Below are 13830 nucleotides of genomic sequence, written 5' to 3' on the forward strand. Positions count from 1 at the left end.
GACAGTGAAGGTCCACAGTGCGGGTGGAGGGGTGTCGTGGCGACCTTTCAGTGCTCGTCGTGCGATCGGGAGATCAAACCGGCCGACCGGTGCCCGCACTGCGGCGCCGAACAGCCACAGTGGGTCGAACACCTGGCGGAGATCGAGCGCTCCATCGCGGAGATGAAGGCGCGCGAAGTCGCCATCGCCCGTGAGCAGCGGCAGATCGCCGCGAAGATGCAGGCCGCGCTCTTCCAGCGGGACATCCTCGCGCACGCCGGCGAGGAGCGCACCAAGCAGGCGACCCGACCGCGCCGGGTGCTCCGCCGTCGCCCCGGCCGACGTCCGCCGACCGCCACCACCGGCGCGCCGCCTCGGGTCCCCCGGCAGGGCACCCCGCCCGGGTCCGCCGAACCGCCACCGCCACCACCGCCGGTGACCTGGTTGGACGTCGACGATCGGGAGCACCCGCCGGAGGCGTCCTCGCGGGAGGTGCAGAACATCCCGCTCGGGCTGGGCGCGTTGCTGCTCGCCGTCGCCGCAGTGGTCTTCGCCGCGGTGGCGACGAGTTCGATGGACGCGCTCGTACGCCTCGGCGTCCTGCTCGTCGCGACCGTGCTGCTGCTGCTTGCGCCGCCCGTGCTGGCTCGGCGCGGGCTCACCTCCACCGCCGAGACGATCGCCGCCGTCGGCCTGCTGCTGGTGCCTCTCGCCGGGTACGCGCTCTGGGCGGTGGACCGGATCGGCGACGGCGGCGCCTCCGGCGCGGTCTTCGCCGGGTTGATCTTCCTGGCGACCACCGCCGTCTCGATCGGCTACGCCGCCTGGACGGGGCTGCGCGCACCCCGGTTCGCCACCGTGCTCGCCGCCCAGCCGGTGGTGCCGTTGCTGGCGTACGACCGGATCAGCGGGCCGGCCGGTTGGGCGCTGGCGCTGACCGCGGTCGCCCTGCTGGATCTCTGCCTGGCCCGTTCCGGAGTGGCCGTGGAACGCCCGGTGCGGCGCGACCTGCCGGAATCACCGCCCACGCCCCCGGCACCGCCGACCGCGCCCCGGCAACGGTCCGCCGACACCCGTCCCGAGGGCGCCCCGGAGGAGGCCGGAGAGGTCATCGCACCACCGGAACCGGCGGCCGCCGACGCGCCGCCCCGTCCGGTACCCGGGCTGCGCGAGCTGACCTGGCTGCTGCACGGGATCGCCGTCGCCGTCGCGCTGGCGTACGCGGTGACCGCCCTACTCCGGGCGACCACCGTGCCGGTCGCCACCGGTGCCGGGCTGGTGCTGCTGCTCGCCGCGATCGTGGGGATGGCCGGCACTCTGGCGCTGCGCCGCCCTCCCCTGCCGGACCTCGGCGCGGGCGTCCTCACCCTCGCCGTCATCGGCGCGTTGAGCCGGGTCGCCTCGGTGGCCCTGCCGGGCCGGGCGCTGCTGCTGATCGCAGGTGTCATCGCAGTCACCGGCCTGGCCGTCCGGGCCGTACCGGAGGCAGCCCGGCGCGGGCCCCAACTCGCCTCGGCGGTGGCGCTCACGGTGAGCGGTCTGGTGGTGGCCGGGAGCGCGCTACGCGCCGGCGTCGCACCGCTGCGCGCCGCGCTGCCCGCCTGGGCCGCCGACCTCGACGGGTACCCCGCCGAACTCGCCGCCGCGGTCGGCCCGGCCGACTGGCAGTTGGCCGCGAGCGCCTTCCTGCTCACCATCGCCGCGGTGCTGGCCCTGCCGCCGGAGATCCGGCGCGAGTTCGCGGTGGCCGGAGCTGCGCTGACCGCTCTGGCCGTACCGGCGTCGTTCGGCCTGAGCTGGGCCGCCGCGCCCTGGCCGATGGTGCTCACGGCAGTCGGCATCGGCGCGGTCGGCCTGTCCGCCCGCACCAGGCGGGCCGCGCTGGCACACGCGGTGGGCGCGGCAGCAGTGGGCCTGCTCGGGGCGGGAGCTGCCCTCGCGCGTCCCACGCTGACCGCGGCCGTGCTGGTGGTGCTCTTCCTGGCGGGCGTACTCGTCGCGGCGGCTCCCCGGATCCGGATCGCCGCGGCACCGGCCGACGTCGTCTCCGCGTGGGCCGCCGGCGGCGCGGCGTTCGCCCTGCCGGGTGCGGTGGCCGCCTTCGTCGCCGCCACCACCCCGGCGGACCCGACGCCGACCCCGGCGAGCCTGCGCGAGGAGACCGTCCCGGTACTCGCGGCAGCATTCCTGGCGGTGTGCGTGACCCTCGGGTACACGGCGATCGTCCAGGTCTCGCAGCGGCACATCCCAGCACCGCTGGCGGTCGGCACCGGGCTCGGCGCGCTGCTGGTGACCGCCGCCGCGTTCGGCGCTCCCGGGGCGACCGTGGCCGACGCCTGGGTCGGCGCGCTACTGCTGGTGGCCGCGGTGCTGCTCTTCCTGGCTCCGTCGATCGACGCCGGCCGTCGCTCCGACCTCACCCTGGACGGATCGGATCTCGCGGCCGCCGCGGTGACGGCGGCGCTGATCGCCACGCTGGTCCGAATCACGGCCGTCCTCGCCCCCGGCGGCCAGCTCGCGGTTGCCGCCGCGCTGGTGCTGGTCGTGGCCGTGGCAGCTCGGGCGATGCCCGAGGAGTGGCGCCGCGGCCCGATCCTCGGCGTCTCCGTAGGTGGCCTGCTGATCGGCCTGGCTGCCGGCTGGATCGCGCTGCGCGGTGGCGTCGGCGTGCTCGCCACCCCCGGTCCGATCTGGAACGGAGATCTCTCCGGCTGGCCGGCGGCGCCCACCGGGGGGTCCATCTGGCAGGCGCCGGTCGCCCTGGGGCTGCTCGCGCTCGCGGCCGCCGTCCTACTGCCGCCGCCTTGGAGGCACGACGTCGCCGGTGTCGCCGTGGTGCTGGCCACGATCGGGGCACCGGCCGCGTTCGCCCTGCCGTGGTGGTCACCGGTGCTGGTCGGCGGCATGGCCGCCGCCGTCTTCGGGATGGCCGCCACCGCGTCGTTCGATCCGCGGGCCGCCATGTCCCGGGCGACGGTCGCCGGGGTGGTGGCCCTGCACGCCGCCGGGGCGGGACTGGTCCGTCCGTGGACGACCGCGCTGGTGCTGGGCAGCATCGCGTTGATCGGTGCGGTGGTGGCAGTACTGGCCCGCAATTTCGCCGGCACGCTGACCGAGGACGTCGAGACCGAGGGCATGCCGCCGCACCTGGCCCAAATCGGCGGCGCGGGCGCGGGCGCGGCGTTGCTCGCCCTGCCCGGCGCGCTCGCGGCCTTGGCCGCCGAGTTCGACCACTCGGCACAGGTGGTGCTGACCGCGGCGCTTGCCGCGTCCAGCCTCGGCCTGGCAGCGGTGGCAGCGACCCGCCGCCGCATCCCGCAGTATCTGCCCTGGGCCAGCGTGGCCGTGGCCGGCGGCGCGACGATCAGCGCCCTGGCCGCTTTCCCCACCGGCCTCGCGGTCGGCGTCTACGCGGCCGCGGCGGCGCTGCTCGGCGTACTGGCCGAGTTGGTTCGCGCGGCCACCGTCCCACCCTCCGGTGCGGCGCAGCCGGTACGGCGTTGGTCGGTGCTGCTGGACGGGGCGCTGCGCCGATCGCCCGACGACCTGGAGCGGCGCCGCTGGCGGGTCAGCCCGGCCGCCGGGGCACTGGCCGCCGCCGTGCTACCCACCGCCCTGGCGCTCGCCTCGATCGCGCAGGCCCTGGAGGTGGCGCTGGTCGAGCCGCACCGCACGCTTGCCCGGATCTGGCAGGGGCCACCGCCGGAGCTGCTCACCCCGCCGCCCGGCGCGGTGAATTCCACGCACGTGCTCACCGCGCTCCTGCTCACCGCGACCGCGACTCTCGCGGCCACCGGGTTCAGCGGCGGTCGGCCCACCCGGGCGGTGCCGGTGGTGCTGCCGGGCGCGGCCGTCACGCTGCTCATCGCCCCGACGGCGCTGGGCGGGGGTTGGCCGGCGAACGTCCTCGCCGCGCTGTCCGTCTTCACCATCTCGATGCTGGGGCTCGCCCTCACTCCGCCCCCGCCGCTGGTCGAGCCGGCCCGATCGCTGCGCCTCGCCCGGGTGCTGGTCTTCGTCATCGGCCTGGCGGCGGGCGGCGCGGGGCTCGCCGGCAGTCTGGCCACCCGGGAGCTGACTCTCTTCACCCTGGGTGGAGCGGTCGGCGTGGGCACGGTGGCGGCGGTCTTCGGCACCACGCAGCGTGCCCGGATCCTGGGCTGGCTCTTCGCCTCGTTGATGGCGCAACTGTTCGTGTTGACCGCCGGCCTCGTCGCCGGGCTGGCCGCAGTCTGGTCGGCGTTCGGCGTGCTCGCGGTCGGCGCCGCCTTGCAGGTCTTCGCCGCCGTGCTGCCCCGGCTGCGTCGTCCGGAGGCGCAGCGCGAGGCGGCCACGGTGGAGTGGAGCGGTCACGCGGCCGCGCTCATCGCGCTGGCGTTGGCGTTCGACTCACCTCGGCACATCGCCGCTCTGCTGGCGGCCTGGGGCGCGGTGCTCGGTGTGTCGGCCAGCCGGCCCAACCGCCGGCCGGTCGAGCGCCGAGTCCTGTTCTGGGCGGTGGTGGTCTGTGAGATCAGCGCCTGGTGGATCCTCATGCAGGTCGCCGACGTGGCGCTGCCCGAGGCGTACACCCTGCCGTTCGCCGCGCTGGCCCTGCTCGTGGGAGTGCTGGAGCTGCGGCACCGCCCGGACCTCAGCAGCTGGGTGGCGTACGGCCCGGCGCTGGTCGCCGCGTTCGTGCCGAGCCTCGCGATCGTGCTGGCCACCGGCTCGACCACGCTACGGCAGGTGCTGCTGCTGCTCGGGGCGGTCGCGGTGCTCGTCTTCGGCTCGTCGAGCCGGCAGCAGGCACCCGTGATCGTCGGGGCCACGGTCACCGCGATCACCGCGATCCATGCGCTCTTCGCGTTCGGGCCGTGGCTGGCGCTGATCCCCGTCGGCATCCTGCTGCTGGTCCTCGGAGCGAGCAACGAGCGCCGCCGTCGCGCTCAGGAGCGCCTGCAGACCGCCCTGCGTGGCATGCGGTGAGGCCGTGGACACGCCGGGCGGAAGCTCGGCTGATAGCGGGATGTGAAGCTTCCCGCGATGACTGTCAGTGATGCCGCTGGCCGGTCACCGGCCGTGACCGGCAGCTCCGCCGGACTGCCACCCACTTCGGTGCCTTTGCTCTGCACTCCGATACGCACCACCCAGCTGAGCAGAGCGATGGTCACGGTGGTCCACGCTGACGCGGTGGGTCGCGCCGGCGCGGTGGAGCCCGCCGGCGGCTGGGGCGGCGCGGCCGGTCAGGCCACCGCGTTGACGCTCGCCTGGAGCTTCGCGTCCTTCTCGTTGATCATCTGCTCCAGGTTCTCCTGGAAGGTGACCATCCGGGTACGCAGCTCCGGGTCGGTGGCGCCGAGGATGCGCACGGCGAGCAGGCCCGCGTTGCGGGCGTTGCCGATCGAGACCGTGGCAACCGGGATGCCGGCCGGCATCTGGACGATGGAGAGCAGCGAATCCATGCCGTCCAGGTGCTTGAGGGGCACCGGAACCCCGATCACCGGCAGCGGCGTCACCGAGGCGACCATGCCGGGCAGAGCGGCGGCACCGCCGGCCCCCGCAATGATCACCTTCAGGCCACGCTCAGCGGCGGCACGGCCGTACTCGATCATCTTCACCGGGGTGCGGTGGGCGGAGACCACTCCGACCTCGTAGGACACCCCGAACTCGTCGAGGACCTCGGCGGCGGCCTTCATGGTCGGCCAGTCCGAGTCGCTGCCCATGATCAACCCGACGGTGGTCACGCTGTTCCGCCTCTCGTTCATTTCCGCGGGGGACGCGAGTGCGCTCCTCGCGTTCACTCATGCCCCTCGCGCAACCAGCGCGCCGCTCGCACGGCCCGCGCCCGTACGTCGGCCAGGTCGTCGCCGAGCACCGTGACGTGCCCGATCTTGCGACCCGGGCGGACCTGCTTGCCGTAGAGGTGCACCTTCGCGCCCGGCTCGGCGGCGAAGAGATGGTGCAGCCGCTCGTCGATGGAGATCCCGCCCGGCTCACCGCCGAGCACGTTCGCCATCACCACAACCGGTGCGGTCAGCGAGGTGTCCCCCATCGGATAGTCGAGCACCGCACGCAGGTGCTGCTCGAACTGCGACGTACGCGAGCCCTCGATGGTCCAGTGTCCCGAATTGTGCGGGCGCATGGCCAGCTCGTTGACGACGATGCCGGGCTTGCCCGAGGCATCGGCCACCTCGAACAGCTCGACCGCGAGCAGCCCCACCACACCGAGCGAGGTGGCCAGGTCGATGGCGAGCTGCTGGGCGGCGAGCGCCAGCTCCTCCGGCAGGTCCGGCGCCGGGGCCAGCACCTCCACGCAGATGCCGTCGACCTGCACGGTCTCCACCACCGGGTAGGCGGCGACCTGCCCGAACGGCGAGCGAGCCACCTGCACGGCCAACTCCCGGCGCAGCGGCACCCGCTCCTCGACGATCAACTCGGTGCCCCCGGCGAGCAGCGTGGTAACCAGCTCGGCCGCCTGCGCCGCGTCCGTCACCATCCAGACGCCCCGGCCGTCGTAGCCGCCGCGGGCCGCCTTCAGCACGACCGGCCAGCCCACCTCGGCACCGAAGGCCACCAGGTCGTCCGGCTCGCCGACAGGCCGCCAGACCGGTACCGGGGCGCCCAGCTCGGTCAACCGCTCCCGCATCGCCCGCTTGTCCTGGGCGTACCGCAGCGCGTCGGCCGGCGGGTAGAGCTTCGCCCCTTCGGCCGCGAGGGTGCGGATGTGCTCGTTCGGCACGTGCTCGTGGTCGAAGGTGACCACGTCACAGCCCTTGGCGAAGGTGCGCAGCGCCGCGAGGTCGGTGTGATCGCCGTACTGCACGTCGGCGGCGACCAGCGCGGCACCGTCGTCCGGGGCCAGCGCGAGGACGTGTAGTGACTGGCCGAGGGCGATCGCGGCCTGGTGGGTCATCCGGGCCAGCTGGCCGCCACCCACCATGCCGACAACAGGCAGACCGGTACGGGAATCCATAGCGGCGCCAGCCTATCCGGGCCGCCGGTCACGACCGGCCCCGGATGGCGAATCGCACGTTCGACCGCCGTGACGGGGCACTGCCCGGCGTGGCCTGGTAGCACCGGGCCACGCCGGCCGGGGCCGACGCCTCAGCGCCGGCCGAGCTGCCCGACCAGGTCGTCGACCTCGGTGACCGGACGCTCGCAGACGAAACCCCGGCAGGCGTACGCGGTGGGACGCCCGTCGACCAGCGGCCGGTCGGCGAGCAGCGGCACCCCGGGCTGGTCGCTGCGACCCGCCACGATCACGGCCCCGGGCGGGGCGTGCCGGTGCGCGGCCGAGAGCAGTGGCTCGTCGGCCGGCTGGTCGGTCACCACGGCGATCTCGTACGGCCCGGAGACGAGCGCCTCACCGACGGCCGCCGCGTACCCGGTGAAGCGGGCGTGTCGGGCGACGATCGGTGCGACGGTGGCCAGCGCGTCCTCGGCCGCCTCCCGGTACCGGGGCGCGCCGGTCAGCGCTGCGTACGTCACGAGTGCCGCGACGATCGCCGAGCGCCCGGAGGGGGTGGCGTTGTCCGTCGGGTCGGCCGGCCTCGTGACCAGCCGCTCGGCATCGTCGGCGGTGTCGTAGAAACCGCCGCCCGGTGCCGCGAACCGCTCCAGCGCCACGTCGAGCAACTGCCCCGCCAGTTCCAGCCAGCGCCCCTCACCGGTCAGCTGGTGCATCGCGCAGAACGCCTCGGCGACGCAGCCGTAGTCCTCGAGTACGCCGGCGGGGGCACCGACGACCCCGCCACGGGAGACGCGGCGCAGCCGCCCGCCCACGATGTGCGCGGTCGCCAGGTGCTCGGCGGTGTCCCGCATCGCGCCGTCGGCGACGATGACGACGCCCTCCATCAGGTTCGCGTCCTCGTCGTCCGGATTCGCGTAGAGCCTGGCCACCTGCTGGAACTCGGCGATCGCGGTGATCGCCAACCCGTTCCAGGACGCCACCACCTTGTCGTCCCGGGCCGGCTGCGGGCGAGTGTCCCGGGCGGCCAGCAGCCGGCCGACGACACCCTGCCGGCGGGCGCGCACCTCGGGGTCGGCGTCGTCCACGTCACGGGCCAGTTTGAGCACGCTGGTGCCGTGCTCGAAGGTGCCGTCGGCGGTGACGCCGAACAGGTCGGCGGCCCAGCGGCCGTCCTCCTCACCGAGCGCCTCGACGAGCTGTGCCGGCGTCCAGACGTAGGTGAGGCCCTCGACGCCCTGGGTGTCCGCGTCCAGCGCGGAGGCGAACCCCTCGCCGGGCCGGTGCAGTTCGTCGGCGAGGAACCGGGCGATGTCCCGGGCCACCCGCCGGGCCAGCCGGTCTCCGGTCAGTCGCCAGAGCTGGGTGTACACCCGCAGCAGCAGCGCGTTGTCGTAGAGCATCTTCTCGAAGTGCGGCACGGTCCAGTGCGCGTCCACCGAATACCGGGCGAAACCGCCGGCCAGTTGGTCGTAGATACCGCCCCGAGCCATCGCCTCGCAGGTGTGCCGGACGATCTCCAGGCTCCGGGCCGAGCCGGTGCGCTGGTAGTGGCGGAGCAGGAACAGCAGGTTCATGTGCGGCGGGAACTTCGGCGCGCCGCCGAACCCGCCGTGCGTCTCGTCGTACTCATCGGCGAGCTGCCCGGCCGCGGCGTCGAGCAGGTCGACCTCCAGCGGCGTCGTGGGGCCGCCCACGGCCTGGGCGCCACCGATCGCCTCGACCACCGCGGCCCCCTGGCGCACCACGTCGTCCCGCTGGTCGCGCCAGGCGGTGGTGACCGACTGGAGCAGCCGGAGGAAGTTGGGCTTCGGGAAGTACGTGCCGCAGAAGAACGGGGTGCCGTCGGGCGTGGCGAAGACGGTCATCGGCCAGCCGCCGTGGCCGGTCATGGCCTGCGTGGCGGTCATGTAGACGGCGTCGACGTCCGGGCGCTCCTCCCGGTCCACCTTGATCGAGACGAAGTCGGCGTTCATGAGGGCGGCGACGGACTCGTCCTCGAACGACTCGTGCGCCATCACGTGGCACCAGTGGCAGGCGGCGTAGCCGACCGAGATGATCACGGGTACGTCGCGCCGGCGCGCCTCGGCGAACGCCTCCTCGGTCCACGGCCACCAGTCGACCGGGTTGTCGGCGTGCTGGAGCAGGTACGGGCTCGTGGCCTCGGCGAGTCGATTCACCCGACGACCATAACCACCGCGGGAGTCAGGACGCGCCGTCGGCTCGGAGCGGGAAGACATTGGGGCGGGCCCCGTCCAGCAGGGTGCCGAGGACAGCGCCGATCTTGTCCGCCGGCATCGGCTTGAAGAAGTGGTATCCCTGGGCCGCGGTACAGCCCAGCTCGGCCAGGGCCAGCCGCTGCTCCGCGGTCTCCACCCCTTCGGCCACCACCCGCAACCCGAGCTCGTGCGCGAGGCCGACGGTGGTCCGCACGATGGCCGCCGCCTCCGGCGACTCGGCCATCCGGATCACGAAGGAGCGGTCCACCTTCAGTTCGTCGACCGCGATCCGGGTGAGGAACGTCAGCGACGAGAAACCGGTGCCGAAGTCGTCCACCGCGAGCTGCACACCCATCGACCGGAGCGTCGCCAGCACCTCGTCGATGATCTCCAGCTCGCTCATCACCACCGTTTCGGTGATCTCCAGCACCAGCCGACGCGCCGGCACCTGGTGGCGACGCAGCGCCTCGGCGATCTCGCCGGGCAGCCGCGGGTCCAGCAGGCTCCGCGCGGAGAGGTTCACCGAGATCGGGACGTCCAGCCCTTCGCGGGCCCAGCCGGCGGCGACCGCGAGCGCCTTGTCCAGCACGTACCGGGTGAACGTGCCGAGCTGCTCGCTGTTCTCCACCGGCCGGATGAACTCGACCGGGCTGAGCCAGCCGCGGCGCGGATGCCGCCAGCGGATCAGTGCCTCCACCCCGGTCGGCGCCCCGGTGGCCAGGTCGACCGCCGGCTGCAACGCCAACACGAGCTGGTCGTCCACCTCCAGCGCCTCGCGCAGTTCGGCCAGCAGCGCGAGTTGATCGGTGCTCGCCGCGTCGCGGGTGCTGTCGTACGCCGCGACGTTGCCGCCGCCCTCCTTGGCCTGGTACATGGCGATGTCGGCCCGGCGCAGCAGCTCGGTCAGGTCGGCGGTGCCCGCGTCGGCCACCACCACCCCGACGGAGACCTCGACGGACATCCGCACCCCGGCGATCTCGGTGGGAGCGGCCAGCCGCTCGGCGATTTCCCGGGCCTGACGCAGCGCGTACGCCATCGGGGCGCTCCGGTCGCCGAGCACCGGGACCGACGTCAGCAACAGCGCGAACTCGTCGCCGCCGAGCCGGCCGAGGAGGTCTCCCGAGCGGGCGAGGGCGCCCAGCCGACTGGCGGTCAGCCGCAGCAGCTGGTCGCCGGCCACGTGCCCGAGGGTGTCGTTGACCTCCTTGAACTGGTCGATGTCGAGCAGCAGCAGCGCCACCGGGTGGTCGTGTGCGAGCTGCCGCAGCAGCTGGTCACCGGTGCTGAGCATGGCTGCCCGGTTGACCAGACCGGTGAGCGGGTCGTGCACCGCGTCGTACGACGACCGGGCGGTGACCTGTCGCAGCTCGCGATGGGTCGCCGCGTCGTGCAGCGCGGCGGCGAGCGCGTCGGCGAAGGCCGCCACCGCATCCCGTTCGCGCCCGCTGGGCGGCGCCGACCGGGGGAAGCGGATCCGCAGGCGCCCGACGGGGAGGTCGCCGACGGCGAGCGAACGGACCAGCTCGTGGTCCTCGGGCTCGCCGGGCCCGGAGTCGGTGATCTCGCGGTCGACCAGACCACCCGCGGCGTCGCCGCGGTACCGCCACCAGCATCCGTCGGCACGGACCACGTCGACCTCGACCAGCTCAGCGTGGAACATCGCGAGCGCACCGGAGACCGCCGCGCCCGCCACGCCCCGCTCGTCGAGCTGGTTGAGGGCGGCGGTGGACTCGGCGAACGTCCGCCAGGTGCGCCGCTCCTGATCGGCCCGGAGCCGGTGCCGGTAGGTCTGCTGGAGGAGCCAGAGCGGCGGCGGGAGCAGCAACAGCCAGCGTGCGTCGATGTGCAGGAGCACCACCACGACCAGGCCGACCGCCACGTTGCCGACGAACATCAGCAGCTTGCCGCGGAGCGCGGCGAGCAGCGGAGGCCCGATCGGGACGCCGTGCCGCAGGCCGAGCGTGACCCCGCTGAGCCAGGCGGTCACGAGCAGGTACGTCACCGCGCCGGCGACCATGGCGGCGGCGAGCCCCGGTGCCGGGGCGGCGAGCAGCGGGTCCGCGAGGGCGGTGGTGACCGCCACGGCGAGCGCGGAAGCAGCCGACAGCGATGCCGAGATCCGGACGGTCTCCAGCACCGGCCACCGTTCGCCGAACACCGAGAGCGCCGACCAGGCGAGTCCGGTGCCGACCAGGGTGGCGGAGGGTATCCATCCGGCGGGCACCAGGTAGAGGCAGATGATCAGAGCTGCCTCGCCCCAGGTGATGCTCACCATGCCGGCGGGCGCACGGAACCGCAGTCGGGCCAGTTGGGCGAAGGCGAGAACGGCGACCGCGATGCCGTAGCGCGCGGGCGCGGGAAGCGAATCGTCGACGGGCAGTCGGTGCGGCAGGACCAGGCCGACCACCGCGGCGGCGAGGGAGGCCACGACGAGCGCCGCCGTGAGCATCCGGACCTGGGGCGGGATGCCGCGCAGCCCGAGCCGGTCGGCCTGCTCGGTGGCCCGATCGGAGGTCACCGACCCGCTCCGTGGACCGGTACGCACGCCGTACGACGGGCGGCCGCTGCTGCGACGGTCATCGGCGCCCCCTCCCGCGCACGGTTCGGGGACGCGTGGTCCCCCCGGCGAGAGGCTAAGCCAAACCCGGGAGCCGCAACAGGGGTCGACCGCCGGGTTCGGCGTGATTCACGCTCGGACTACCCGTTTCGTTGCTGCTGGTGCCCGGTGGGAGCGTTCAAGGATGAATCCTGTCCTTCACTTCCATCCGTCGGATCCACGACCACCGCGTCCGCCCTGCCCGGGTTGCCCGCCGGACCCTGTTGCGGGAACCGATCGGGCAGCCGGCGCAGCCGGGAGTTCATGTTGCGGATCAGCAGGACGGTGGCGGTGCCCAGCACCAGGATGAGGAGAAGACCCATCGGGCCGGCCAGGCTACCCGCGCGGGTATCCCCGAAGTTGTTCTCCGCGAGCACCTGGGCAGTGGTCAACATGGCGTTCCTCCGATGTGCGGTTGCCCACCAGCGTAACGCCGCACCAGATCAGCGGGCATGCGCCGTCTCACGTACCCCGGCGAAGAGGTCCGACTCGGGCAACGAGCTCGCCACCAGCGAGCGCGCCAGGTGGAAGTCCTCGGTCGGCCAGGCACTCTGCTGGATCTCCATCGGGACCCGGAAGAAGAAGCCGTCCGGGTCGACCTGGGTGGCGTGGGCCCGCAGCGCGTCGTCGCGGACCGGGAAATACTGCGCGCAGGGCACCTGCGTGGTGATCTCGGGGCGCTGATCGTTGGGGTTCTCCGCCCAGCGCTTGAGCCAGTCCTGGTAGGGCGACTCCAGCCCGGCCGCGAGCACCGCCTCGTGCAGCGCCATGATCTTCGGCTTGGAGAAGCCGATGTCGTAGTAGAGCTTCAGCGGCTGCCAGGGCTCACCGAGCTCGGGATAGCGGTCGGCGTCAGCAGCGGCGTCGAAGGCGGCGACGCTGATCTTGTGACACATGATGTGGTCGGGGTGCGGGTAACCGCCCTGCTCGTCGTACGTGGTGACCACGTGCGGGCGGAACTCGCGCATCAGCCGCACCAGCGGACCGGCGGCCACCTCGACCTCCTGGCGCGCGAAGCAATTCCCGGGCAGCGGCGGCAGCGGGTCGCCCTCGGGCAGCCCTGAGTCGACGAAGCCTAGCCAGGCCTGCTCGACGCCGAGGATCGCGCGCGCCGCATCCATCTCGGCTCGGCGGATCTCCGCGATGTTCGCCCACACGTCGGGCCGGTCGAGCTTCGGGTTGAGCACGCTACCGCGCTCGCCCCCGGTGCACGTCACGACGAGGACCTCCACGCCCTCGGCGACGTACTTGGCCATGGTTGCGGCACCCTTACTGGACTCGTCGTCCGGGTGTGCGTGGACGGCCATGAGGCGCAGCTGTTCTGCCAACTTCGGCACTCCTCGTCTGGGTCGGCCGGTCGGCCCGGGACCGGGCCGTTGACCTGCCATGATCCTCCGCCCGATGCCCACCGGGCGGTCACCTCCGAGAGCCGACCCGCCATGCTTGACTGGGAGCCGGGCTGGGAGGATGGACTGAGCCATTCTTACTGATCCCACTGACAACGACGCCAGGAGATACCCGCCGGTGAGCGAGACGCACACCACAGTTGCACCGGAAGCCCCGGTGTTTCCGCCCGGGCGGTACGGCCGCCGCCGGGAACCGGGCCGTCGCCGCTCGAAGGCGCCGGCCGTGCTGGCGCTTGTCGTCCTGCTGGCCGTGCTGGGCGTGATCTCCGTGCGGCTCTATCGCCAGTACGGCGATCCGAACTATGACGCACAGGTCATCACCTACACGGACATAACCGACAAGCAGGTACGACTCGACTTCCAGGTGACCGTGCCGAGCGGTGGATCGGCGGTCTGCCTGCTGCGGGCCCGCGACCGGGCCGGCAACGAGGTGGCCCGCGAGGAAGTCACCGTGACCGCGCCGCCGGGCGAGAAGCACGTCACCGTCCAGCACCGGCTGTCGACCACCGGTCGCGCCTTCATCGGCGAGGTGCTGCGCTGCCGCCCAGCGGCCTGACGCCCGGATCGGGCCGCCCAGCGGCCTGACCCAGCCGGTTATCGGCCCGAGCCGGCCGGCCTGCCCCCGGGAATCGGCCGAGCCGGCGCAACGACCGCGACCGTTTCCCAGCCTGCACGCGGACC

8 protein-coding genes are annotated in these 13830 nt (G+C 73.4%); 2 read left to right on the forward strand and 6 right to left on the reverse strand.

All coding sequences use genetic code 11. The features are described from left to right. Window positions 1–36: 36 nt before the first annotated feature. Entirely contained in the window at window positions 37–4947 is a 4911-nt protein-coding gene (locus ABZS42_RS10010; protein WP_355143602.1) for a permease, read from the forward strand. Window positions 4948–5204: 257 nt separating this feature from the next. On the opposite strand, the gene purE is transcribed toward ABZS42_RS10010, so the two are convergent. The 6 genes from purE to mca all read right to left on the reverse strand — a co-directional run bounded on the left by purE (window position 5205) and on the right by mca (window position 13071). Continuing rightward, window positions 5205–5705: a 5-(carboxyamino)imidazole ribonucleotide mutase gene (gene purE / locus ABZS42_RS10015; protein ID WP_355143749.1), complete on the reverse strand. Its 501-nt coding sequence runs from the start codon at window positions 5703–5705 to the stop codon at window positions 5205–5207. Between the two features lie 53 nt (window positions 5706–5758). Then, window positions 5759–6934 carry a 5-(carboxyamino)imidazole ribonucleotide synthase gene (locus tag ABZS42_RS10020; protein ID WP_355143604.1) on the reverse strand — a complete coding sequence of 392 codons (1176 nt, stop codon included), beginning with the start codon at window positions 6932–6934 and terminating at the stop codon, window positions 5759–5761. A 131-nt stretch (window positions 6935–7065) separates the two neighbouring features. Then, on the reverse strand, window positions 7066–9108 hold the full coding sequence (locus tag ABZS42_RS10025) for a thioredoxin domain-containing protein (RefSeq protein WP_355143606.1): 2043 nt from the start codon (window positions 9106–9108) through the stop codon (window positions 7066–7068). A gap of 25 nt (window positions 9109–9133) precedes the next feature. Beyond that, window positions 9134–11596, reverse strand: a complete 2463-nt coding sequence (locus tag ABZS42_RS10030; RefSeq protein WP_355143751.1) for a bifunctional diguanylate cyclase/phosphodiesterase — start codon at window positions 11594–11596, stop codon at window positions 9134–9136. Window positions 11597–11844: 248 nt separating this feature from the next. Beyond that, window positions 11845–12138 carry a hypothetical protein gene (locus ABZS42_RS10035; protein ID WP_355143608.1) on the reverse strand — a complete coding sequence of 98 codons (294 nt, stop codon included), beginning with the start codon at window positions 12136–12138 and terminating at the stop codon, window positions 11845–11847. A 48-nt stretch (window positions 12139–12186) separates the two neighbouring features. Then, window positions 12187–13071: a mycothiol conjugate amidase Mca gene (gene mca / locus ABZS42_RS10040; RefSeq protein ID WP_355143610.1), complete on the reverse strand. Its 885-nt coding sequence runs from the start codon at window positions 13069–13071 to the stop codon at window positions 12187–12189. A gap of 196 nt (window positions 13072–13267) precedes the next feature. Here mca and ABZS42_RS10045 point away from each other — a divergent pair, with 196 nt between their 5' ends. Beyond that, entirely contained in the window at window positions 13268–13705 is a 438-nt protein-coding gene (locus ABZS42_RS10045) for a DUF4307 domain-containing protein (RefSeq protein WP_355143612.1), read from the forward strand. The last annotated feature ends 125 nt before the right edge of the window (window positions 13706–13830 follow it).

The organism is Micromonospora sp. NPDC005367, from assembly GCF_040606825.1.
In the GTDB taxonomy this organism is placed as follows: domain Bacteria; phylum Actinomycetota; class Actinomycetes; order Mycobacteriales; family Micromonosporaceae; genus Micromonospora.

Excerpts from the sequence above, each read along its gene's own strand:
- ABZS42_RS10035 (WP_355143608.1), bottom strand. The coding sequence starts at position 12,138 with ATGTTGACCACTGCCCAGGTGCTCGCGGAGAACAACTTCGGGGATACC.
- ABZS42_RS10020 (WP_355143604.1), bottom strand. The coding sequence starts at position 6,934 with ATGGATTCCCGTACCGGTCTGCCTGTTGTCGGCATGGTGGGTGGCGGC.
- ABZS42_RS10030 (WP_355143751.1), bottom strand. The coding sequence starts at position 11,596 with ATGCTCACGGCGGCGCTCGTCGTGGCCTCCCTCGCCGCCGCGGTGGTC.